Origin of the sequence: Ruminococcus sp. NK3A76 (assembly GCF_000686125.1) — a bacterium.
Lineage (GTDB): Bacteria > Bacillota > Clostridia > Oscillospirales > Ruminococcaceae > NK3A76.
The window spans coordinates 2,839,466-2,862,505 of sequence record NZ_JMMA01000002.1 but is presented as its reverse complement, the minus strand read 5'-3'; the positions used below and the strand labels follow the sequence as shown (position 1 = coordinate 2,862,505).

At 46.3% G+C, this 23,040-nt stretch carries 27 protein-coding genes and 1 pseudogene; 21 read left to right on the top strand and 7 right to left on the bottom strand.

Features of this window, described 5'->3' with window-relative positions; genetic code table 11:
* Positions 1 to 116: 116 nt before the first annotated feature.
* Together CD05_RS0113275 and CD05_RS0113270 are read right to left on the bottom strand one after the other, a co-directional pair.
* Positions 117 to 971, bottom strand: coding sequence for an IS3 family transposase (locus tag CD05_RS0113275; RefSeq protein WP_242841261.1), 855 nt, complete (start codon positions 969 to 971; stop codon positions 117 to 119).
* A 5-nt stretch (positions 972 to 976) separates the two neighbouring features.
* Entirely contained in the window at positions 977 to 1,279 is a 303-nt protein-coding gene (locus tag CD05_RS0113270) for a helix-turn-helix domain-containing protein (RefSeq protein WP_028509370.1), read from the bottom strand.
* 542 nt (positions 1,280 to 1,821) lie between these two features.
* Between CD05_RS0113270 and nuoE the strand changes: the two genes are divergently transcribed.
* The 4 genes from nuoE (at position 1,822) to pnuC (ending at position 7,080) form a co-directional block, all read left to right on the top strand.
* Positions 1,822 to 2,316 carry an NADH-quinone oxidoreductase subunit NuoE gene (nuoE, locus tag CD05_RS0113265; RefSeq protein WP_037323020.1) on the top strand — a complete coding sequence of 165 codons (495 nt, stop codon included), beginning with the start codon at positions 1,822 to 1,824 and terminating at the stop codon, positions 2,314 to 2,316.
* 18 nt (positions 2,317 to 2,334) lie between these two features.
* A complete protein-coding gene (locus tag CD05_RS0113260) occupies positions 2,335 to 4,248 on the top strand; it encodes an NADH-ubiquinone oxidoreductase-F iron-sulfur binding region domain-containing protein (RefSeq protein WP_028510894.1) in 1,914 nt (637 codons plus the stop codon).
* Between the two features lie 22 nt (positions 4,249 to 4,270).
* Positions 4,271 to 6,010 (top strand): NADH-dependent [FeFe] hydrogenase, group A6, encoded by a 1,740-nt coding sequence (locus CD05_RS0113255; RefSeq protein WP_028510893.1) that lies wholly within the window; start codon positions 4,271 to 4,273, stop codon positions 6,008 to 6,010.
* A 380-nt stretch (positions 6,011 to 6,390) separates the two neighbouring features.
* Positions 6,391 to 7,080, top strand: a complete 690-nt coding sequence (gene pnuC, locus CD05_RS0113250; protein ID WP_028510892.1) for a nicotinamide riboside transporter PnuC — start codon at positions 6,391 to 6,393, stop codon at positions 7,078 to 7,080.
* Positions 7,081 to 7,214: 134 nt separating this feature from the next.
* Here the strand turns inward: pnuC and CD05_RS20705 are convergent, their stop codons facing one another.
* Complete coding sequence (locus CD05_RS20705; RefSeq protein WP_156947485.1) at positions 7,215 to 7,364, bottom strand: hypothetical protein; 150 nt, start codon at positions 7,362 to 7,364, stop codon at positions 7,215 to 7,217.
* A 507-nt stretch (positions 7,365 to 7,871) separates the two neighbouring features.
* Here CD05_RS20705 and CD05_RS18700 point away from each other — a divergent pair.
* The 5 genes and pseudogenes from CD05_RS18700 to CD05_RS0113220 all read left to right on the top strand — a co-directional run bounded on the left by CD05_RS18700 (position 7,872) and on the right by CD05_RS0113220 (position 11,583).
* Positions 7,872 to 8,066, top strand: a pseudogene (locus CD05_RS18700) (DUF6809 family protein).
* A 166-nt stretch (positions 8,067 to 8,232) separates the two neighbouring features.
* The gene (locus CD05_RS0113235) at positions 8,233 to 9,399 is read left to right on the top strand and encodes an iron-containing alcohol dehydrogenase (RefSeq protein ID WP_028510891.1); all 1,167 of its coding nucleotides are present in this window, start codon (positions 8,233 to 8,235) and stop codon (positions 9,397 to 9,399) included.
* A gap of 15 nt (positions 9,400 to 9,414) precedes the next feature.
* Entirely contained in the window at positions 9,415 to 10,170 is a 756-nt protein-coding gene (locus CD05_RS0113230) for a carboxymuconolactone decarboxylase family protein (protein WP_028510890.1), read from the top strand.
* On the top strand, positions 10,125 to 10,499 hold the full coding sequence (locus tag CD05_RS20955) for an alpha/beta hydrolase (protein ID WP_198021597.1): 375 nt from the start codon (positions 10,125 to 10,127) through the stop codon (positions 10,497 to 10,499). Before CD05_RS0113230 ends, CD05_RS20955 begins: the two co-directional genes overlap by 46 nt.
* A 136-nt stretch (positions 10,500 to 10,635) precedes the next feature.
* Positions 10,636 to 11,583 (top strand): MBL fold metallo-hydrolase, encoded by a 948-nt coding sequence (locus tag CD05_RS0113220; protein WP_028510888.1) that lies wholly within the window; start codon positions 10,636 to 10,638, stop codon positions 11,581 to 11,583.
* A 42-nt stretch (positions 11,584 to 11,625) separates the two neighbouring features.
* On the opposite strand, the gene CD05_RS0113215 is transcribed toward CD05_RS0113220, so the two are convergent.
* On the bottom strand, positions 11,626 to 12,513 hold the full coding sequence (locus CD05_RS0113215; RefSeq protein WP_028510887.1) for a LysR family transcriptional regulator: 888 nt from the start codon (positions 12,511 to 12,513) through the stop codon (positions 11,626 to 11,628).
* Between the two features lie 138 nt (positions 12,514 to 12,651).
* Between CD05_RS0113215 and CD05_RS0113210 the strand changes: the two genes are divergently transcribed.
* The 11 genes from CD05_RS0113210 to CD05_RS0113160 all read left to right on the top strand — a co-directional run bounded on the left by CD05_RS0113210 (position 12,652) and on the right by CD05_RS0113160 (position 19,817).
* A complete protein-coding gene (locus CD05_RS0113210; protein ID WP_028510886.1) occupies positions 12,652 to 12,864 on the top strand; it encodes a hypothetical protein in 213 nt (70 codons plus the stop codon).
* The gene (locus CD05_RS0113205; protein WP_028510885.1) at positions 12,861 to 13,715 is read left to right on the top strand and encodes a DUF3737 family protein; all 855 of its coding nucleotides are present in this window, start codon (positions 12,861 to 12,863) and stop codon (positions 13,713 to 13,715) included. The genes CD05_RS0113210 and CD05_RS0113205 overlap by 4 nt, the downstream gene beginning before the upstream one ends.
* A 1-nt stretch (position 13,716) precedes the next feature.
* On the top strand, positions 13,717 to 14,001 hold the full coding sequence (locus CD05_RS18695; RefSeq protein ID WP_051589022.1) for a hypothetical protein: 285 nt from the start codon (positions 13,717 to 13,719) through the stop codon (positions 13,999 to 14,001).
* Positions 13,998 to 14,612: a LysE family transporter gene (locus CD05_RS0113195; protein ID WP_051589021.1), complete on the top strand. Its 615-nt coding sequence runs from the start codon at positions 13,998 to 14,000 to the stop codon at positions 14,610 to 14,612. The genes CD05_RS18695 and CD05_RS0113195 overlap by 4 nt, the downstream gene beginning before the upstream one ends.
* Positions 14,613 to 15,152 carry a flavodoxin family protein gene (locus CD05_RS0113190; RefSeq protein ID WP_028510883.1) on the top strand — a complete coding sequence of 180 codons (540 nt, stop codon included), beginning with the start codon at positions 14,613 to 14,615 and terminating at the stop codon, positions 15,150 to 15,152.
* Complete coding sequence (locus CD05_RS0113185) at positions 15,149 to 15,592, top strand: cyclophilin-like fold protein (protein ID WP_242841269.1); 444 nt, start codon at positions 15,149 to 15,151, stop codon at positions 15,590 to 15,592. The genes CD05_RS0113190 and CD05_RS0113185 overlap by 4 nt, the downstream gene beginning before the upstream one ends.
* A 7-nt stretch (positions 15,593 to 15,599) precedes the next feature.
* Entirely contained in the window at positions 15,600 to 16,178 is a 579-nt protein-coding gene (locus CD05_RS20000) for a cyclophilin-like fold protein (RefSeq protein ID WP_051589020.1), read from the top strand.
* A 9-nt stretch (positions 16,179 to 16,187) separates the two neighbouring features.
* On the top strand, positions 16,188 to 17,279 hold the full coding sequence (locus tag CD05_RS0113175; protein WP_028510881.1) for a C45 family autoproteolytic acyltransferase/hydolase: 1,092 nt from the start codon (positions 16,188 to 16,190) through the stop codon (positions 17,277 to 17,279).
* Between the two features lie 2 nt (positions 17,280 to 17,281).
* Positions 17,282 to 17,986, top strand: a complete 705-nt coding sequence (locus CD05_RS18685; protein ID WP_051589019.1) for a hypothetical protein — start codon at positions 17,282 to 17,284, stop codon at positions 17,984 to 17,986.
* Entirely contained in the window at positions 17,941 to 18,495 is a 555-nt protein-coding gene (locus CD05_RS0113165) for an FtsX-like permease family protein (RefSeq protein ID WP_084262191.1), read from the top strand. Before CD05_RS18685 ends, CD05_RS0113165 begins: the two co-directional genes overlap by 46 nt.
* Positions 18,496 to 18,821: 326 nt before the next feature.
* A complete protein-coding gene (locus CD05_RS0113160) occupies positions 18,822 to 19,817 on the top strand; it encodes a serine hydrolase (protein ID WP_028510879.1) in 996 nt (331 codons plus the stop codon).
* A gap of 206 nt (positions 19,818 to 20,023) precedes the next feature.
* On the opposite strand, the gene CD05_RS21360 is transcribed toward CD05_RS0113160, so the two are convergent.
* Positions 20,024 to 20,158 carry a hypothetical protein gene (locus tag CD05_RS21360; RefSeq protein WP_278244781.1) on the bottom strand — a complete coding sequence of 45 codons (135 nt, stop codon included), beginning with the start codon at positions 20,156 to 20,158 and terminating at the stop codon, positions 20,024 to 20,026.
* A 552-nt stretch (positions 20,159 to 20,710) separates the two neighbouring features.
* Here CD05_RS21360 and CD05_RS0113150 point away from each other — a divergent pair.
* Entirely contained in the window at positions 20,711 to 21,640 is a 930-nt protein-coding gene (locus CD05_RS0113150) for a S66 peptidase family protein (RefSeq protein WP_028510878.1), read from the top strand.
* Positions 21,641 to 22,060: 420 nt separating this feature from the next.
* Here the strand turns inward: CD05_RS0113150 and CD05_RS0113145 are convergent, their stop codons facing one another.
* Both CD05_RS0113145 and CD05_RS0113140 read right to left on the bottom strand, forming a co-directional pair.
* The gene (locus tag CD05_RS0113145; protein ID WP_028510877.1) at positions 22,061 to 22,270 is read right to left on the bottom strand and encodes a helix-turn-helix transcriptional regulator; all 210 of its coding nucleotides are present in this window, start codon (positions 22,268 to 22,270) and stop codon (positions 22,061 to 22,063) included.
* Positions 22,271 to 22,285: 15 nt separating this feature from the next.
* Positions 22,286 to 22,942 carry a DUF2975 domain-containing protein gene (locus CD05_RS0113140; RefSeq protein ID WP_028510876.1) on the bottom strand — a complete coding sequence of 219 codons (657 nt, stop codon included), beginning with the start codon at positions 22,940 to 22,942 and terminating at the stop codon, positions 22,286 to 22,288.
* Positions 22,943 to 23,040: the final 98 nt, after the last annotated feature.

Genomic DNA, 23,040 nt, shown 5'->3' with positions numbered 1-23,040 from the left:
CCTTCGGACTGACCTTTCCTCGGTCACATATTGCCCGAATGGGCATAATCGCCGTCAGGCGCACCTCTGAACCTGTCAAGTTTTCTGCACACATAAAGTTAATAAAACTATTGATATCAGCCAATAGAAAGCTTTTCATTTCTGAGCTCATATGGCGTTTTTAAGCCGTTTGAGCTGTGATAACGATGTGTGTTGTAAAAGCCAAAGACGTATTCAAATATTTTTAGCTCGGCTTCCTTCCTCGTTTTGAACCTACAGCCATGTACACAGGCATTTTTGACCGTTGCCCAGAAGCTTTCCATAGGTGCATTGTCATATGGCACACCGCTTCGAGACATACTTTGGATCATCTTGTACTTATGAAGCTTGTTTTTGTATGCATTGGAAGCATATTGCACGCCTCGGTCAGAATGGAACAGCAGTCCTTCGCCCGGCTTGTATTTTTTGAATGCCTGATCAAGCGAATCGATCATCAGTTCCTGCGTGTGTTTGCTGCTAAAGCTTAATCCGACACAATCACGTGCACATAGGTCTATTATCCCTGCTGCGTACAGCCAGCCTTCGTCTGTCCATATGTAAGTGCTGTCTCCGCACCACTTTCGGTTTGGCTTATCAGCATTAAAATTGCGGTCAAGAAGATTTTCTGCAACTTGATACTTGTGCCTGCTGTTGGTCGTTGCCCTATATTTTTTGCATTTTTTCGGGTACATATTTCCTTGACGCATCAGCCTTCCGACTTTCCCCTCACTCATCGGGTATCCGGCTTCTTCAAGTGCTTTTTTCATACGCACTCTGCCATACTCCTCATAGCTTTCAGCGAAGATCGTCTGCATTTTCTCTACAAGCTCCAGATCTTCTTTTTCTTTGTTGCTGCGAGGGTTTTCCTTTCGGTCATAATATGATCTTGTACTTATCCCGAGAGTCTGACATACCAGATTGATCGGATATTTATCCAATCCTCTCGCCCGCAAGTCATCTATCTTTTCTTTGACTCTTGCTCTGCCTGATATGCCGCAACTTTTTTTAAGATCTCTACCTGCATCCTGAGCTTTTCGTTTTCTTTCTTCAATCGCCTAAGTTCTGCATCCTGCGGACGCTGTTTCCCACAGCCTACAAATGCATCCTCGCCGTACTTTCTGTACTCTCTGCGCCATGTGTAGATCGTTTGCTCCGGTATTGCGAATTTTTCGGATAACACTTTCACAGATATGTTATCTTTGAAGTGCAGTTCCATGATCTTAAATTTGAATTCCCGACTGTTTTCTCCATGTGTGCTCATTTGAAGCCAACTCCTTTTTTTATATTATATCATTATTAACTTCAAATGTGTAGTTTTATTATACAGGTTCACTCAATTATTCATTCTTCACTCTTCACTCTTCACTATTCACTGAGCGCAGCGTTTCCGCCCGATATGGGGCTCGTCTGCTTGCGCTTCACAGCCAAGTTTCGCAAAGCGAAACTTGCAATAAGCGGCGTCGCCGCACACCTCAACTGTTACCTGTTACCTGTTAACTGTTACCTGTTCTAAAGCAGACTGATTCTATCCATATTGTTTACCGATTTAAGGTGATAAAGCATAGAAATGCCCGTAGATAGGCGCTTTGCAGTTAGCGGCTGCTTACTCGAAACAGAGTCTTGCACAAAAATATTGACAAAACTTTGTCAAAGTGCTGAAATTTTTGTAAAACTGTAATAAGTGCCTAAAAACGCTTGAAATTCGGCGGATTTTGTTATATAATAGATTTATATAATTGTGCCTGAGTATGGGCATAAAAGTATACCATTTTTGTACATTTTATTTTATTGAGGAGGAATATTATGTCAGAAAAGAACTCGGTTCCATTTAACGGTACACCCGAGCAGGAAAAGCAGCTGATGGAAGTCATCGCTAAGCATCATGACCAGCCCGGCGGCCTTATGCCTACACTTCAGGAGGCACAGGGCATTTACGGCTACCTTCCTGTCGAGGTACAGTCAAAGATCGCAGACGGTCTTGGAGTATCGCTCTCCGAGGTATTCGGTGTAGCTACATTCTACTCCCAGTTCTCACTCACACCTAAGGGCAAGCATAAGATAAGCGTTTGCCTTGGTACTGCCTGCTATGTAAAGGGCTCCGATAAGGTGCTCGAGGCAGTAGAGCAGAAGCTCGGCATCAAGAGCGGTGAATGCACAGAGGACGGCCTGTTCTCTATCGATTCCTGCCGCTGCGTAGGTGCTTGCGGCCTTGCACCCGTAATGACCATCGATGAGGACGTTTACGGTAAGCTCACAGCTAAAGAAGTCGGCAAGATACTCGACAGCTACAAGGAATAAGGGAGGGAATACAGCGCTATGACAATTGAACAGCTTAATAAAATAAGAGATTCCCGTGCGGATATCGTTAAGGTAAGAACTATAATAGCTGAGGAAGGCGAAAAGCTCGCTAAAGAGACTCAGTACCGTAAGCAGATCCTTGTCTGCGGCGGTACAGGCTGTACTTCTTCGGGCAGCATGAAGATACTTGACGCTCTTAACGATGAGCTCAAGGCTCAGGGCATTCAGGACGAGATACTCGTTGTAAGAACAGGCTGCTTCGGCCTTTGCTCACTTGGCCCGATCGTTATCGTTTACCCTGAGGGCAGCTTCTATTCACAGGCTACTCCCGAGGGCATTAAGAGGATCGTTGACGAGCACCTTGTAAAGGGTGAGGTATGCAAGGATCTTCTCTATAAGGAGACCGTTAAGGAAGACGGCTCTATCATCTCTCTCTATGAGACAAACTTCTATAAGAAGCAGAAGAGAATAGCTCTCCGTAACTGCGGCGTTATCGACCCTGAGAATATCGAGGAGTATATCGCTACAGAGGGCTACCAGGCTCTTTATAAGGTACTCGATTCCATGACACCTGACCAGGTGGCTCAGGAAGTGCTCGACTCCGGCCTCCGTGGCAGAGGCGGCGCAGGCTTCCCCACGGGCAGAAAGTGGATGTTCACAAAGGACGCTCCCGGCGATGTGAAGTATGTTGCTTGTAACGCTGACGAGGGCGACCCCGGCGCATTCATGGACAGATCTATCCTTGAGGGTGACCCCCACGCTGTTATCGAGGCTATGGCTATCGCTGCTTACACAGTAGGCGCTCAGAAGGGCTTCGTTTACGTTCGTGCTGAGTATCCTGTTGCTGTACACAGACTTCAGGTAGCAATAGACCAGGCAAGAGAATACGGCCTGCTCGGCGAGAATATCTTCGGCAAGGGCTTTAACTTCGATATCGAGATAAGACTCGGCGCAGGTGCTTTCGTCTGCGGTGAGGAAACAGCTCTCCTTACATCTATCGAGGGTAACAGAGGTGAGCCCAGACCCCGTCCGCCTTTCCCGGCTGTCAAGGGTCTTTTCGGCAAGCCTACACTTCTCAACAACGTTGAGACATATGCAAATATCGCACAGATCATCAGACACGGCGCTTCATGGTATAACTCCATGGGTACAGAGACATCCAAGGGTACTAAGGTATTCGCTCTCGGCGGTAAGATCACAAACGTAGGTCTCGTTGAGATACCTATGGGTACAACTCTCCGTGAGATCATCGAGGAGATCGGCGGCGGTATCCCGAACGGCAAGAAGTTCAAGGCAGCTCAGACAGGCGGCCCTTCCGGCGGCTGTATCCCTGCTGAGCATATAGATACACCTATCGACTATGAGTCACTCTCCAAGCTCGGCTCTATGATGGGCTCGGGCGGTCTTATCGTAATGGACGAGGACAACTGCATGGTTGACGTTTCCAAGTTCTACCTCGAATTCACAGTTGATGAGTCCTGCGGTAAGTGTACTCCCTGCCGTATAGGTACAAGAAAGCTCCACCAGCTTCTTGAAAAGATAACAAAGGGTCAGGCTACAATGGAAGACCTCGACACAATAGACGAGCTTGCAAACCACATGAAGAGCTCCTCTCTCTGCGCTCTCGGTCAGTCTGCTCCTAACCCTGTTCTTTCTACTCTCCATTACTTCAAGGATGAATACCTTGCTCATATCGAGGGCAAGTGCTGTCCTTCCGGTGTATGTAAGGATCTTCTCAGCTATCAGATCGAGAAGGATAAGTGCGTAGGCTGCGGTATGTGCGCTAAGAACTGCCCCGCAGGCGCTATCACTCAGACAGATTATGTAGCACCCGGCAAGAAGCTCGCAGCTTACGAGATCGACCAGAGCAAGTGCATCAAGTGCGGCGTCTGCGTTGCTAACTGCAAGCTCAAGGCTGTTGTCAAGAAGTAAGGTATAGGAGGGTTATTAACTAATGGAAAATCAGATGATTCATTGTAAAATAAACGGTATCCCCGTTGAGGTTCCCGCAGGCTCTACTATACTTGACGCTGCTAAGGTGGCTAAGGTAGAGATACCTACACTCTGCTACCTCAAGGATATAAACTGTATCGGCGCTTGCCGTATCTGCGTTGTTGAGGCTACAGGCGCAAGAGGCCTTGTGGCTGCCTGCACACACCCCGTTTCTGAGGGTATGGAGGTTCAGACAAACACACCTAAGGTTAGAAAGTCAAGAAAGACAACTTTAGAGCTTCTTCTTTCCAACCACAACAAGAAGTGCCTTTCCTGCGAAAGAGCTGAGAACTGCGAGCTCCAGAAGCTCTGCACAGCTTACGGCGTAGATGAGGACAAGTTCCAGCACGAGGAAATGACAAAGGAGATAGACGATTCTTCTGCATACCTCGTAAGAGATAACAACAAGTGCATCAACTGCGGCAGATGTACAGCTGTCTGCAAGAAGGTACAGGGTATCGCTGTTATCGGTTCTATACAGAGAGGCTTCAATGCACACGTTGGCTGCGCATTCGATACTCCTCTTGCAGAGAACCCCTGCGTAGGCTGCGGCCAGTGCGCAGTAGTATGCCCCGTAGGCGCACTCACAATAAAGAGCAGCGAGCAGGCTGTATGGGACGCTATCGCTGACGAGAAGAAGAAGGTAGTATTCTTCACAGCTCCTTCCGTAAGAGCACAGCTCGGTGAAGCATTCGGTATGCCCGTTGGTACAAACGTTGAGGGCAAGATGGTAAACGCTATCAGAAGACTCGGCGCTGACGAGGTATTCAACATGGACGTTACTGCTGACCTTACTATCGTTGAGGAAGCTAACGAGCTCATCGAGAGAATACAGAACGGCGGCACACTTCCTATGTTCACCTCCTGCTGCCCCGGCTGGGTAAAGTTCTGTGAGCATTACTATCCTGAGTTCCTGCCCCACCTCTCCAGCTGCAAGTCACCTCAGCAGATGTTCGGCGCAGTTATAAAGAGCTACTATGCTCAGAAGAACAACATCGATCCTAAGGATCTGTTCGTTGTTTCCGTTATCCCCTGCACAGCCAAGAAGTTCGAGGTAACAAGAGAAGAGCAGTTCAGAGACGGCTTAGAGGACGTTGACGTAGCACTCACAACAAGAGAGCTCGGCAGAATGATAAAGAGAGCAGGCATCGTATTCACAGACCTCGAGGACGAGAAGTTTGACGATCCGTTCGAGATCGCTTCCGGTGCAGGCACTATCTTCGGCGCTACCGGCGGTGTTATGGAAGCAGCTCTCAGAACAGCTGCTGTCAAGCTCGATGGCGAGTGCAAGGCTATAGAGTTCAAGGAAGTCCGTGGTACTGAGGGCATCAAGGAAGCTACCTACAAGGTAGGCGGCATGGATGTCAAGGTAGCAGTTGCTTCCGGTCTTGCTAATGCAAGAACTATCGTTGACGGCATCATCAGCGGCGAGAAGGATTACAACTTTGTTGAGATCATGGCTTGCCCCGGCGGCTGCATCAACGGCGGCGGTCAGCCTGTAGTAAGCGACAGCGTAAGAAATTACGTTGACCTTAAGACAGAGAGAGCTAAGGCACTCTATGACGCTGACAGCGCAAACACACTCAGAAAGTCTCACGAGAGCCCTGTTATGAAGCTCCTCTATGATGAGTACTTCGAGAAGCCCGGTTCACACAAGGCACACGAGCTCCTTCACACAACATACGTTAAGAGAGGCAAATAATACACCTTGAATAACACAAGCCCGACAGCTTAAGGTCGGTACTAATATAGAAGTTTTAGGGCAACTATTATGTAAAGACCTATACAGCAGGCTATAACAAGGAAAGACAGATACTTCCCAAGAGGTATCTGTCTTTTTTTCTTGCAATACTTCCGGAGGCGCAGGACTTATGACTTGACATAGCGACTGCCCTGTGCTATAATATCAGTATCCGATTTCGGACTAAGGAGCAAATAACATGGATAACAAAGAATAGGCGGTCAAAAAACTGCGAAAAAAATAACTATAAACTGCCACCGGGTAGTATGCGTAAGCATTCGATACACATCGTTAGGTCTTAGAAGATGTGTGTTCGGATGCTTTTTTTGGGAGGAAACGATATGCTCAACAGAATAACTGCCTATTTTTCGAGATTTGAAATAGCATTATGGCTTTCGTCAGTATTGCTTGTTATAACAGCTTTTTTCGCTTTCGACAGGACGAACTGCTTATCGCTGGTTGCTTCATTGATTGGTGCGACTTCATTGATCTTCAACGCTAAGGGAAATCCTATAGGTCAGGTTCTAATGGTCACATTCAGCGTGCTTTACGGTATCATTTCGTACTCATTCTCATATTACGGCGAAATGATAACCTATGTCGGTATGACAATGCCTATGGCAGTCATTGCTTTGGTATCATGGCTCAATAATCCTTTTAATGGGAAGAAATCTGAAGTTAAGGTCGGGAGTATCAGCAAGACTGAAACTGTTTTTATGCTGTTCCTTACTGCTTCGGTTACTGTGCTGTTTTACTTTATCTTGAGACATTTTCATACAGCCAATCTCATTCCGAGTACAATATCCGTAACAACAAGTTTTATAGCAGTTTATCTTACTTTTCGCAGGATACCGTTTTTTGCGGTCGCTTACGCAGCAAATGATATAGTGCTGATTGTACTTTGGAATTTGGCAAGTATAGAAGATATACATTATATTTCGGTTCTAATATGCTTTGTCGTGTTCCTTGTCAATGACATATACGGCTTTATAAGCTGGCAGAGAATGAAGAAAAGACAGTCTGTACAGTAATGATCGAATCAAACACGGATAGATCGTCCTTAACAGACGGGAGTGCTAAAAGCGATCGACGCAATGGGCGGCGTGTATATGCTCGGTCACGATCTGCCGATATGGGCAGTCGTGCTTGTGGAGTTCGTCCTTGCCTATACGCTGGAAGTGACAGTAGGAAGTCCTTTTTCATTCAAGATCGCAAGCAGGATATTCGATATGAAAACAACACACCCGTTCATTTTTGAGACTGCCATTATTTGTGCGACCGTCACGATCATGTGTCCTGCTATGAGCTTTCTCACAGCTTTCCTCTATTATCCATTTAAGGCAATACCGCACAACCACCGGCGGATACCTTTGCACGCCATCCACTTGCAAATTTTCCGTCATATTACCCAAATTTACCTTGAAATACGTTAGTATTCCTGCGGTAAATTTAGCCAATCTGACGAAAAATTTGACTGCGTGTCTGACGTACAATGGCCCAGCGGTGTTGCCCCAAAATCATGCCGGAGTCCGGCTCTGCGAAGTGATCGTAACCATTTTTGTGAAGTGCGAAGCAATTTCAAAAACCAGTCCGGTGCAAAGCGCACATATCAGCTCAGCGTTGCTACTCTTCTTTCGCCCCTCTGGGGCGATTTGCATTTCCGAGCTTTTCAGCTCGGATCATTTCTCGTGTATCGAGAATGGAAGCTGTGCGACTTTTTTGTGTTTCTCTCTCATCTTTCGATGCTATAATAATGGCAATATGAATAGGAAAGCAGGTGCAAAGAGTAACCGAATGAGATCTATACAGCAGGCTTGGTGCTATCAAAACCTGCCATTTCTCTGATGAGTGAGAGAAGACTGCTATCTCGTTCGAGGAGTCGCTGACCAAAGTACATCTCACATCCTTCCACAAGCTCCTCGACTGCGTGATCGATACCGCCGCTGCTGAGATGAGGGCTGCCTACAAGGTAGGCTTCAAGGACGGTGCAACTATGATGCAGGAGATCAAGGACTGATATAATCACAGCATAAGGAAAGGGCTATGTCCTCCGTGACCGCATACGGAAAGCATAGCTCTGTTTTTATATGCGTATTTGTAATAATCCTTTATTCTCAATAAGTATTTGTCATAGCCTCGTTTGTGTGTTATAATAAAGAAAATAAAGATCAGGAGGTACACCCATGTTAGGTAACTTTTCATATCACAACCCCACAAAGCTCTATTTCGGCGAGGGCTCGCTCTCTTATCTGAATGATGAGCTTGCAAATTACGGCAAAAACGTTCTGCTTGTCTACGGCGGCGGTTCTGTCAAGAAAACCGGTATTTATGATGAGATAATCGCTGTACTTGCGGAGTGCGAAAAAAACGTGGCTGAGGTATCGGGCGTTATGCCAAACCCCACAGCAGAAAAGCTCAGAGAGGGAGTAAAAATTGCCAAGGCGCATAACACTGACTTTATCCTTGCTGTGGGCGGCGGCTCAGTCTGCGATTATTCAAAGGCTTTGTCAGTTTCCGTTCACTGCGATGATGACCCGTGGAAAAAATATTACGCACGCTTTGAGGAGCCTGACTGCGAGATAATCCCTGTGGGCTGTATCCTCACAATGGCAGGAACAGGCTCGGAGATGAACGGCGGAGCTGTCATCACCAATCACGAACAGCATTTGAAGATCGGGCACGTTTTCGGCGATGAGGTAATGCCTAAGTTCTCCATACTCAATCCCAGATACACCATGACTTTGCCGAAGTATCAGATGTGTGCAGGCATCTACGATATCATGAACCACATCTGCGAGCAGTATTTCTCGGGCGAGGACGACAACACTTCCGACTATATCAGCGAAGGACTTATGCGCTCGCTTATCGTTTCCAGCAGAAAGGCTGTCACTGATCCGCAGGACTATGAGGCACGTTCAAACATCATGTGGACGGCAACATGGGCACTGAACACCCTTGTTTCAAGGGGAAAATCCACAGACTGGATGGTGCATATGCTGGGTCAGGCTGTGGGCGCTTACACCGATGCTACCCACGGTATGACATTGGCTGCTGTCTCCCTGCCGTATTACAGATATATCATGCCTTACGGCTTGAAGAAGTTTGCACGCTTTGCAGTGAACGTATGGGGCATCTCTCCCGACGGTAAGACCGATGAACAGCTTGCAAATGAAGGATTATCGGCTATGGAAAGCTGGATGAACGAGCTTGGTCTTGTGATGAAAATTTCCGAGCTTGGAGCGACCGATGAAATGATAGAGGGGATTGCCGATGCAACTCTAATCCTAAACGGCGGGTATAAGGTGCTTGACAGAAACGAAGTTATAAAGATACTGAAAGCAAGTATGTGACAGGAGGAATATACAATGGCAGAAAAGATAGTACAGACCGCAGGCAGAGATGCCCTCGGTGAGTTTGCTCCCGAATTCGCCCGTTACAACGATGATATTTTGTTTGGGGAAAACTGGAACAACACCGACATTGACCTGAAAACTCGGAGCATCATCACGGTGGTCGCTCTGATGTCGCAGGGCGTGACAAGTGACGCGCTGAAATTCCACCTGATGAATGCGAAAAATCACGGCGTTTCGCAGAAGGAGATCGCAGCAGTCATCACGCACACAGCCTTTTATGCAGGCTGGCCGCACGCCTGGGCAGTGTTTAACCTTGCAAAAGAGGTATGGAACGAAAAGGCCGAGGAGCTTACCGACAAAGACAGGTATCAAAACACCATCTTCTTCCCCATAGGCGAGAAAAACCCATTCGGGCAGTTCTTTGTCGGACAGAGCTATCTTGCGCCTGTTTCGACCGAACAGCTTGCGATTTACAACGTGACCTTTGAGCCTTCCTGCCGAAATAACTGGCATATACATCATGCTAAAAGCGGCGGCGGTCAGATGCTTATATGCATAGGAGGTCGGGGCTACTATCAGGAGTGGGGCAAAGAAGCAAGAGCGCTCCGTCCCGGCGATGTGGTGAATATCCCTGCAAATGTCAAGCACTGGCACGGTGCCGCACCTGATTCGTGGTTTTCTCACCTTGCAATTGAAATTGAGGGCGAGGACGGTAGCACCGAGTGGTGCGAGCCTGTTTCGGACGAGGATTACGGAATGCTGAAATAACAGGAGTCGGAGCGAAAGTTCCCTATGTTGACCGTGAAAGAATAGGTGTTATAGGAATTTGCGGAAGCGGCGGCTTTACTGATACCTCGATGCTTGCCATGATGCAGTTTTCGGCACTCCAGTATATCAGTGAGATATCTCCGAGACCGATACTGTTTGTTACAGGTGACAAAGCTCACTCCAAGCCTTTCAGCGAAAAGGCTTATGCCCTTGCAAACGAACCAAAGGAGCTGTATTCCGTCCCCGATGCAGAACATATCGACCTCTACGATCAGGTGGATAAGATACCGTTTGATAAACTGGAGAGCTTTTTCAAGGAAAATATGTAATAGACAGCCCTGCTTTTCTTGAGCAGGGCTTCTCACTTATATTCTGTTTAAGCATAGAAGTATATTTGATATAAGTATTTGTAATTCGGCTGCACCAGTGATATAATAAGATCATAGAAAAGAAAGGTGTGATCTTATGAAGGCTTTAAAAATATGCGGCAAAGTGTTGCTGATACTTGTAATCATCGTTATTATAATACTTATCATCGGTCTGCTGTTTCTGAACTTTTATCCGTCGATCGGAGATACCCCCAACAAGGAAAAGCAGAAAGAATATGAAAAGCTGACGGAGCTTTACTATGACAAGCGGTTCCATAACGAGAAGGATTTTGAGGTCATGACAGGCACTCCCTCCAAGGAAAGTGAACGCAGCGAGCCCGAAAGCCGTATCCCTGTGCAGAAGATCGACAGCATAGACCGTGCAGGCGCTGATGAAATGAAGGTCACATGGCTGGGTCACTCCTCGTCGCTGGTACAGATGGGCGAGAAAAACATCTTTATCGACCCTGTGCTCAGCGAACGTTCCTCTCCCGTCAGCTTTGCAGGGCCGAAGCGCTTTTCGGATATAGCATTAGATGCCGAAAATGTTCCCGATATTGATGTGCTGTTTATATCCCACGATCACTACGACCACCTTGACTATCAGACTATCAAGGACATTGACAGCAAGGTGAGCCACTATGTAACACCGCTTGGCATTGACGTGATACTGAAGGGCTGGGGCGTTGATGAAAGCAAGCTCCACCCACTCGGCTGGTGGGAGAGCACCACGCTTGACGGCGTGACATATACCGTCGTTCCCTCACAGCACTACACAGGCAGAAATCCTATGAAGCAAAATGCAACTGAATGGGGCGGCTTGTACATAAAGACCGACAAGCACAGTTTTTACTACACAGGCGACAGCGGTTATTATGAGGTGTTTTCACAGGTATATGAGCATTTCGGCGAAACAGATCTAATGCTTGCAGTAAAAGCTGCCAAGGAGCAGGGTGCCAACATTGCAACTCCGAGAATCGGCCAGACCGTAAGCTATGATGATATTTCTTCCTTCACCGAGCATTGGTGGGAGGAGTATAAATAAGATAAGCGCCATACCTTTTTCATGAGGTGTGGCGCTTGCTTTTTATTCCCTGTAATTATCAATATCCTGCCTGAACTGCGACAGGAACAGGCTTGCGGCTTTTGTGAAAACGGTGTAGCGCTTCCAGACAAAAGTGCTTTCCGCTTCGATCTTGGGTTCTATAGATTTAAAACACATATTGCCGCCCTCGGTGTTTATAAGCCTGTCAAAGCAAAGGCAGTAGCCCATACCCTCCGCCGCCATGACAGAGCCGTTATACACAAGATTGTATTCGGCTGCGATCTTTATATCCTCCTCTGCTATTCCGATCCTTTGTGACAGCTGTGTGCTGTGATTTTGCTGTCTCGGAACGATAAGGGGCTGACCCTTTAGGTCAGAGAGCTTTATGATATCTTTTTCCGCAAGCGGCATATCACGGCGCATAAGCACGCCGAAGGTGTCTTTAAGCGGTATTTTTATACCCTCATACTTTGTGCTGTCATAGGGCTGGAAGATGATACCGAAGTCGATAAGTCCACGGTCAAGACGCTCCAGAACGTCAGTGCCGTCAGCACTGTAAAGGTTGTAGGAAATTCCGGGATTGTCAGCCTGCAAATGCTTTGCGGTGTCAGCGATGAGCTTTATAGCATAGGTCTCTCCTGCACCGATATAGACCTTTCCGGTCACACTGTCACTGCTGTTTTTGACCTCCTGTTCTGCCTTGTCGAGCAGCTCGACTATCTCTTCGGCACGCTTGCGGAGTATCATGCCCTCCTCGGTGAGCGTAACACCCTTGTTTGACCTTATCAGCAGAGTTTTTCCAAGCTCCTCCTCCAGCTCTTTCAGTTGACGGGATAGCGTGGGCTGTGAAAGATAAAGCCGCTCCGCTGCGACCGAATAGCTTTGCTCCCTTGCAACGGCAAGAAAATATCTGAGTACACGAATATCCATTGTAATGCCCCCTTTTTATCTATTATACCACAAGCTCATATTACTGTCAAGCATAAACGCATATTCAATATAAGTATTTGTAATTAAACAGAATCTGTGGTATAATGGATACAACAAAGAAAAAGAGGTGGTTCTTAAATGAACGACAGCATAAGGCAAAACCTGATAGATGCAGGCTGTGATGAGGATTTTATACGCAGATTCGAGGATTGTATCTGCGACAGGAGCAAATGCGAAAAGCTCCTTGCACAGCACAGGCGTGAGCTGCTTGACGAGGTACACGAAAAAGAGGACAACATCAGCTGTCTTGACTATCTGGTGTTTATGATGAAAAAGGAGGGCTTGAAATGAAAGATATATTAACAGGGATATTCACAGGTGAGCGTGCTCTCTTTATGGCGCAGGATAAGCATATAAAGGACAGCGTGTTTGAAGACGGCGAGTCGCCCTTAAAGCACAGCAAACATATTGAGGTTGAGGGTTCACAGTTCAAATGGAAGTACCCCCTCTGGTACAGCGAGGATATTATTGTCAAAAACTGCACATTCTTTGAAATGGGCAGAGCAGGCATCTGGTACACAAAAAATATTTCTGTAAGCGACTGTGAATACATCGCACCAAAGGGCTTCCGCAGATGTGACGGTGTGACGATCACTAATGTGAACTTCCCGAATGCTTCCGAAACACTTTGGCAGTGCAGAAACGTCAGAATGAAAAACGTGACTGCAAAGGGCGATTATCTTGCGATGAACTGTGAGGATATGGAGATAGAGCATCTCGACCTTGACGGCAATTACAGCTTTGACGGAGCACGAAACATCACTATCCGTAATTCAAGACTTATGAGCAAGGACGCATTCTGGAACTCTGAAAATATCACCGCCGAGAACTGCTATATTTCGGGAGAATATCTTGGCTGGAACTCCAAAAATCTCACACTTATAAACTGCATGATCGAGAGCTTGCAGGGGCTTTGTTTCTGCGAAAACCTGACGCTCATAAATTGCAGGCTCGTGAATACGACCCTTGCCTTTGAGTATTCTACCGTAAATGCCGATATTATCGGAACGGTGGACAGTATCAAGAATCCCTCGGGCGGTGTCATCAAATGTGACGGCATTGGTGAGCTTATCATGGAGGAAGACAAGGTCGATGTGAGCAAGACCGAAATTGTCAGCAAAAGCGTTAGTGTGGCGGTGTGATATGAAGTATAATTTTGATGAAGTGATCGACAGAACAGGCACCAACTCCTACAAGTGGGACATTGCCGAAGGTGAACTGCCCATGTGGCTGGACTGCACATCGCTGGGTATCACATCAAGGGAACTTGCAAAGCATATCCGTAAAAGCACGGGACTCTATCTTTCAAGCGGAGACATCTACGGCAGCAGGGAATGCTTTTTAAGAATGAATATCGCCTGCCCGAGAGCTATGGTGCAGGACGGACTTGAACGGCTGTTGAAGGCAGTCAGGACACTATCACTATGATCTACCTTATAAAAGGACTGCTGATAGGCTTGATCTTCGGCGTTCCTGTCGGGGCTGTGGGTACGCTGTGCGTTTCAAGAAGTCTGCAATATGGTGTGAAAAGCGGTATCGTGACAGGGCTTGGTGCTTCAACTGCCGAACTTTTCTATTCGATAGTTGGGGCTTTCGGGATAACTGTGATCTCGGGATTCCTTGAACGGCACAGCACAGTTATAAATATCATCGGCGGAGCACTTGTTATTGCAATGGGTGTTATGACGATTCTGAAAGCGCCAAAGCAGCAGGAGGATAATGCCAAAGCCGGATATGCAGGAATGTATCTGTCAGCCTTTGCAGTCTGTATCACTAATCCTGCGGCTGTTGTAACATATCTGTTTGCATTCTCATATTTCGGGATAAACGGAACGCTGGGTGCAGCTAACGGAGCATTGCTTGTTGTTGGTATAGTCACAGGAACACAGATCTGGTGGATAACACTATCATTTCTGTCGCAGCTTATAAAGAAAAAAGCCGGAGAGAAAGGCTTTGCAATAATGAACAGGCTGTTCGGACTGATAATGATCGGCTTCGGAGCAGCAGTATATATCAAAGTAATAAAGGAGCTGTTTTAAATGAGCAAAAAGGTACTTATCATATCGTCAAGCCCGAGGGCAAAGGGCAATTCCGCAAGGCTGGCACTTAGTTTTGCAGAGGGCGCAAAGGTAGCAGGCAATGAGGTCGAGTTTGTTTCACTTCACGACAAGCAGATCGGATTCTGTAAAGGCTGCTTTGCCTGTCAGAAAACGCAGCGCTGTGTGATACATGACGATGCAGACACTATCCGTGAGAAGATGCTGACCGCCGATGTGCTTGTGTTCGCAACGCCGATATATTATTACGAGATGAGCGGTCAGCTAAAGACAATGCTTGACCGTGGTAATCCGCTGTTTACGGCAGACTACGCATTCAGAGACATCTACGTTCTGACGACTGCCGCAGAGGACGATGAGAATGTTCCGAAACGTGCAGTCAGCGGTATCGAGGGCTGGATAGAATGCTTTGAAAAGGCAAGGCTTGCAGGCTCGCTGTTCTGCGGAGGAGTAACAAATATAGGTGAGATAGAGAGCAGCGGCAAGCTGAAGGAAGCATATGAAATGGGCAGAATGATATGAGCAAAAAGAAAAAGATCGTTCTGACAGTTATAGCTGTACTGCTGATAGGTGTGGTGATATTTATGTTTATTCCGAAGGATAGAAAGAGCGACAAGCATATGACAGTTACTGTCGGTGACAAGACCTTTGCGGCTGTACTGTATGATAATAAAACGGCTGATGAGCTTTATAGCCGGCTTCCGCTGACGCTTGATATGCGTGAACTCAACGGCAATGAGAAGTATTGTGATCTTGATAAATCACTCCCAAGCAAAAGTTCTCCTGCCGGGCATATCTCAAAAGGAGATATAAAGCTGTTCGGTGATGACTGCATCGTGCTGTTCTATGACAGCTTCACAAGCGGTTATTCCTATACGAACATCGGATATATCGAGGACACTGACGGTCTTGAAGAAGCCCTCGGGAGCGGCAGCGTTACGATGACTTTTGAAGCTAAGTGAGGCAGGTATGAAAAAATATTTATTTCTCTTATTTGCAGCCGCAATGATACTTACAGCCTGCGGGAATATGGAAGATACTGACGGCGATGAGCCTGTAAGCAGTATAGCAGAAACAATATCAAGCTCTGCTGTGCAGACAGAAACTGATATAATAACTACTCCGCAGGAAATTGAAATAACAACCGAAGTACCACCGGAAACGACTACTACAGCCGTTCCCGAGGAAGCTACTGCGGTAGAAGCTCTGATAATAACCGTAAACGGCACACCATTTTCTGCAAGTTTCTACGACACACACGCAGCAGAGGAGTTTAAATCAATGCTTCCGCTTTCTTTTGAGATGAGCGAGCTTAACGGAAATGAGAAATACATCTACACCGATACGAGCTTTACCACCTCTGCCGAAGCTGTAGAATATATCAGCAAGGGCGAGCTTCTGCTGTACGGCGACAGCTGTGTAGTGCTGTTCTATGACAGCTTTTCAACACCTTACAGCTATACAAAACTTGGGTACATAGAAAACACTGAGGGGCTTGAAAATGCAGTCGGCACAGGGAGCGTTACGGTGCGCTTTTCGGCAGAATAGGAGAACATAATGAGGAAAGAGATGATTACTGCGGTAGTGTGTACGCTCATGCTGACCGCCTGCGGTAACTCACCAGAAAGCGGAAACAGCAGCTCCGTCACCACGGATATCCAAACGGATTCCTCGGGGGCGGAAACGGTGAAAATTGAAGAAACTGTATCAGGTGATATAACGGAGCTTGAAAGCGGTCTGTCCTATGCTGAGTTTGAAGGCGACTACCGGTTTGATAAGTTCTTATCCGAGGGCGGTGCAGAAAGCGACATGAGCGTTATTGCCTTCTTAAGCAAAAATATGCTCGGAGATATCACAGGCAGCTTTGGCGGTGATAACTTCGGCTGCTCGGCTTTTTCTGCAAAGGGTGAAAACGGATATTACTTCGGGCGCAATTTTGATTGGTATAACTGTGATGCTCTTGTTGTCATTTCACACCACGACAGCGGCTATTCCTCGATATGCACGACCAACACAAACTTTATCGGCATTGACGGTCTGCTGTCTGATAAGTCGCTTGTTACAGCAGCTATATATGCGCCCCTCGACGGAATGAATGAAAAGGGCTTGTGCGTATCGGTCAACATGATCGAGGACAATGAAGCGGTAGATCAGAATACAGATAAGCCCGATATAACTACGACTACAGCGGTGCGGCTGCTGCTTGACAAGGCAGCAACTGTTGATGAAGCGATACAGCTTCTCGGACAGTACGATATGCACGCTTCAAAGGGAATGACGGTGCATTTTGCTGTTGCGGATAACAGCGGAAAATGCGTGGCTGTCGAATATCTGAACGATGAGATGATAGTTACTGACACTCCCGTTGTGACGAATTTCTATTTTGCCGAGGGCGAGAAAAACGGCAAAGGAACGCAGCAGTCTCACGAGAGGTACGATATACTGATGAAGACGATCTCCGATACCGAGAGCTTTGACTCGGAAAGTGTAATGAGCGCACTTGAAAGCGTTTCAAAGCACCACTATAATGACGGCGAGACAACTGAATGGAGCGCAGTATTCGATCAGAAGACAGGTGAAGCAGTATACTGCCACAGAGAAAACTATGATAAAAAATACACATTCAGCATAAATGGTCAGGAGGAATAGCTATGACATTTGCAGAAGTCGCTTTAAGGCTGACAGCGGCAAAGGCAGCTGCAAGGCTGCCACGAAAAGCGGTGCTCGATATACAGCAAAGGCGGCTTCGCAGAATGCTTAGGTTTGCTTTTGAGCACTCCCGCTATTACAGGGCGGCTTTTCGTGCGGCAGGAATAACCGGACAGAACATTGACAAAATGCCGATAGAGCGCTTCCCGACTATCGACAAGCAGGTACTTATCGACCGCTTTGAGGATATAGTGACCGTCAAGGGTATCACACAGGAAAAGATGCGCCGTTTTGACACCGAAAAAAACGCAGGCAAAAATCTCGGCGGTAAATATCACATCGTTCACAGTTCGGGCAGTACGGGAAAGCCTGCCTATTTCCTTTATGATGATAAGGCGTGGGATACAATGCTGATCGGCATTATCCGTGCGGCGCTGTGGAATATGTCAATGCCTGAAATACTGCGTTTCAAGCAGCAGAAGCCAAAGATACTCTATATAGCCGCAGCAGACGGCAGGTATGGCGGAGCAATGGCTGTCGGTGACGGGCTTGACGATCTCGGCTTTGAAAAACTGGTGCTTGATGTTCAGATACCGACATATGAGCTTATTAAAAAGCTCTCCAATTTCAAGCCGGATGTCATTATAGGCTATCCCACACGATCACATTTACAATCGGGCAGGAAAAGAGCAATATCGGCATACTAAAGGCAATCGGCTGCACGAGCGGATCTATAAAGCGTGTGTATCTTTGTGAATACGGTGCAGCGGCAATGCTTGGGCTGCTGTTCGGGATAATAATATCAATGCCCGTATCTAAGATGGTTTCCGCAAATGCTGTGACCTCGCTGGGAATTATTGTGCCTGCTGAAATATCCCTGCCGTTTGCAGCAATATTTACGGCTGTTTGGATAGTCATAATATCAATCATCATAGTTCTGCCATGCCGCAGACTTGACAGGATAACGCCTGTCAGTGCGATACTTGACAGAGAAAACAGTCGTCAGACCGTTTCAAAGCATACCCTTGACCTTAAACGTCTGACCATTTCTCTTGCGGTAAGAGAGTTGTTGAGCAGTAAGCGGCATTATATTGCGGTTTGCCTCATAGCGGCGTTTCTGACAGTGTTCGGCGGTATCGTGCTTGATATGAACGGCTGGCTCGGCAAAAACGGCTGTTCACATGAGTGCTGTCGAGGATATTATCGAACAGTATGACAGCATTCAGGAGATATACGGTCTTGCTATGCAAAGCGCTGCGATAAACGGCTCCGATTGCACTGCTAATATCATTGATAATGTGGACAAGTTTCATATCATATCGGGACACAAACCCTCAAATCCCAATTGGAACGAATAACTGCAAGCTCTCGGAAATGCTCCGTAAGCGTTTTAAGAGAGCTTTCTCTTTTCATACAGGCATTTGCAGGATCCTGTCAATTCTTTTTTAAATAGCTGTTGACATTAAAAATTTGATTTGATACAATAAAGATACTGTATGAAACTTCGATCGAATATACAGAACTTATTGTCGGAGGTATGTTATGACAAAGAACGAGCTTCATAAGTATGTAGAGGAAAGCAAGGGAAACGAGAGCAACATCTGTCAGATATGTGCTATAAAAAACGGTGAAATTGTATACAGCGACAACTGGCACGGCTTTCATATTGACAGTGCTGTAAATGTAATGTCTGTCACTAAAGGAGTAATGGCTATACTTGCAGGGATAGCCGTTGACAAGGGCTTTATCAAAGGCACAGAGCAGAAGGTGCTGGATTTTTTTCCTGATTACACTGTTAAACAAGGAGAAAAAACTATCTATAATGTCACCCTTGAGCATTTGCTGACAATGACCGCACCATACAAATATCGTTCAGAGCCGTGGACAAAGGTCTGCACCTCAGACGACTGGACGAAGGCGGCACTTGATCTGCTCGGTGGAAGATCGGGAATAACAGGTGAATTTAAGTATGCGACGCTTGGTATCCAGATACTTGCAGGTGTCATCGAAAACGCAACGGGAATGAAGTGCATAGACTTTGCAAACGAGTATCTCTTTTTACCTATGGATATTCCAAAGCACAAGATACACGGCGCAAGCGACAAGGACGACCAGTTTGATTTCCTGATGAATAAGAACCCCCGTGGAAATGAGTGGTATTCCGATCCACAGAATACTGTCACCGCAGGATGGGGGCTGACACTCTCGGCTTATGATATGGCGAAGATAGGGTGGATGTTGGTGAACGGGGGCAGATACGGTGACATTCAAGTGCTGTCAGGCGAATGGGTAGCGCAGATGACTTCGCCAAAATTGCAGCTGGGTGAGATGTTTGGCAATATGGGGTATTGTTATCTTTGGTACAGACCGTATAAGGATAAACCGATATTTGCAGCTATCGGTGACGGCGGCAATATCATCTATGCCGACCCCGAAAAAAGAATATCGGTAGGTATCACAGGCACATTTAAACCGAGGATATTCGACCGAGTGGATTTCATAGAAAAGAATGTAGTACCGATCGTCGAAAGATTATGAAACCCCCAAAATATCTAATATTGATTTCAATGCACACCCTCAAAGCGTTTACAAGCGTTTTGAGGGTGATTTTATGCGTTTAGTATAGTTTCGCTCCGCAGGCTCGAACGGCGTTGATGGGCATTTCCGTTCGTCACAGGACATAGCAAGGGCGAGCTGCCGAAACAGCTTGCCCTGCTGATTATTCGTCCTCATCACTGCACTCGTCAAGCCAGTGAAGTAGCTGAATGTATACGCACTCCGCTTTCCTCCGTGTACTGTTTCAGCTTGGCAAACTCACAGTCATTTAAGCGGACTCTCAGCACCTTTGACTTCTGTTCCTCGTCTGATTTTACATTCATAGACAAACCTCCAAAATAATAGTATTCGCCCATTTTCATTGTCTATTATATCACTTTTTCAAGCGGGGTCTTAGGGGTGACTCCCCACAGTGCGGGGAGATGTCGAGGAACGAGACAGAGGGGACGGGGCGGTTAGCCAAAACCCTCTGACAAGCTGTTGTATTCAGGGTGGTCATTTTTCAAAATGTACCCCATGAATACCGTGCTTGCTGGGTTTGATTTTGATATTCTTCCGACCGTTCAGGTCGGGATGATTTGTTATCATCGTTTCTATGAAAATATTTCTGAATGATCTCTTATAGTCGCTCTCTCGCTCGTCAGAGCATTTGGAGCTGTGTGACTGTTCAAGTTTATGTTTGATGAAAATGAGTATTGCTTTTTCGGGGGAGGTGTGGTACAATAAAGAAGTAAGAGCAAGCACACGGCTTGCTCGTGAAAATCGGAATTTAAGGCAATACCGCACGACCATTGTGTGTCAGATGCGCAAGTAGATGGCACACAAAGGTATCCGCCGGTGGTTGTGCGGTATTGCCTTAATAAGGCGGTGACAGAATGATACCCCAAAAATTGAACCCAGAAGATGAGATTCGCATTATCGCTCCGTCAAGCAGTTTGACGAGGGTTCGTCCTGATATTTATGACAGCGCATTCACTTTTCTGAAGGACAAGGGCTTCAATGTAACCTTTTCCAAAAATTGCAGAGAAACTAATATGTTTTTATCTTCGTCTATTCGCTCTCGTGTCGATGATATACATGAAGCATTTGCAGATAAAAACGTCAAGGCAGTAATGGCTTGTATCGGTGGATTTAATGCAAATGAAATATTGCCGTATCTTGATTATGAGCTGATAAGAGCAAATCCGAAGATACTTTGCGGATATTCGGATATAACAGCTTTACTTAATGCAGTTTATGCAAAAACGGGCTTGGTGACATACCATGCACCTCACCTTGCGGCACTCGGATTTCTTAACGAGCGTGAATATACGGAAAAATACTTTTCGGAATGTATAATGAGTGACGCTTCTTTCGCTGTCACACCGTCAGTAGCTTCGCAAAGTTATACAGTTATTCAGAAAGGAAAATGTGAGGGCGAGATAATAGGAGGAAATCTTTGTACGTTGAATCTGTTGCAGGGTACGCCTTATATGCCTGAGATTGAAAATAGAGTATTGTTCCTTGAAGATGATAATATCATGGGCGATTACTTCGTGTGCGAATTTGACCGTAATCTGCAATCGCTTCTTCAAATCAGCGGAGCAGACACGATAAGAGGAATCGTGTTCGGCAGATTTGATGAAAGCTGCAAAATGACCGAAGATATTGTAAAAGCAATCGTCAAGGACAAAGTATCTCCTGACATTCCAATTGTATTTGGTGTAGATTTCGGTCATGTATTTCCGATGATCTCTTTTCCTATCGGTGGAAGAGTTCGTTTATCGGTAAATAATAGCATTGACCTTAAAATCATAGAGCATTAAGGCAACATGAATATTTATAATGCCCCTGAGTGCTTTGTAACACTCAGGGGCAAAACTTCTATATGAGTATCTTTCTTAGCTGCCGGGCTTTTTCTATAATGCAGAATTAAGAATTAAGAATGCATAATTGAGGTGCGCCTGGGAAACGAGAGAGCCGCCTTGAAGGAAAATCTCTCCTACAGAATAGCTTCAAGGGTAGTCTCTCACTTATCTCACGCTACTGTAGGGGGGCTTTCGAGCTGTCGCAGACAGCTCATGCGCCCCCCCTGCGGCAGCGAAGCTGCCGCCACCCCCTTCGGGTGCAAGTCCTACGATTTAGCTGAAATCGTCAGGTTGGAACGGCCGAATGGCCATAAGCGGCGTAAGCCGCACCTCAACTGTTAACTGTTAACTGTTAACTCTTAACTGAAAAACGGCGGTTCATTCCTCTTTGATATATTCAAATAAGTCCCCCGGCTGACAGTCGAGGACTTTGCATATCGCTTCCATAGTTTCAAAGCGTATGCCTTTCATCTTGCCGGTCTTTAGGTTCGATAGGTTGACATTGCTCATGCCTACCTTGTCGGCAAGTTCGTTTAAGGACATCTTGCGGTCAGCCATCATTCTGTCAAGTCTTACGATTATAGCCATTTTGATAACCTCCGCTTATGCTATCAGGTCATTGTCCTGCTGTAATTTCACGCCGTAGTCAAATACCATGCCGATTATCATTATGACAAAGGCGATGATGAACATATAAACAGACCCTATGTCAAATGTCGAGTGGATGTATGAATACCTCGCCATTTTCATTATCAGCACTACCAGCCCGGGAACTATAGCAAGCGAGAGCTGGAGTATGCCTATTGCTTTTATGCGCTTTGCATTTGCAGGTGTGAAGGGAGTCCTGCCGTTTGTGATGCTTATAGTTATCATTATCACAACTATCGTGATGGCTGCAAATATCGCTGTGTATGCAACTCTCCTTGCGTCTTTTATGAGTACGCAGTATCTCAGGTCGGTGTCGCCGTTTTCGTCTTTGAGAGTGAATTCGTTGTAATCGACCTCGTCAAAGTATTCGCCGTTGCGGTAGAGGGCGTATACCTTCTGGCCGTTGCTCATGTCTGTCTCGTTGCCGTCAGTGTCCGTCACGGTGACTTCCTCGTATCTCAGCTCGTAGCTGTTGCTGTCTGCAATGATGTCTTTTACAAGGTCTTTGACCATGTTGAGCGACAGGCAGACTATAAAAAACGGCAGCATACATATACCGACTGTTCTTATAAATCTTGTCGAGCGTGTTTCGTTGTTGTCTGTCTTTTTCATAATATCCTCTCCTCTGATTTAAAGTCTCACTTTAAGTTTTTAAATCTTTTGCAGCTGCTGTAAGTGTATAATAGCATACTTTTTCAAGCCTGTCAATA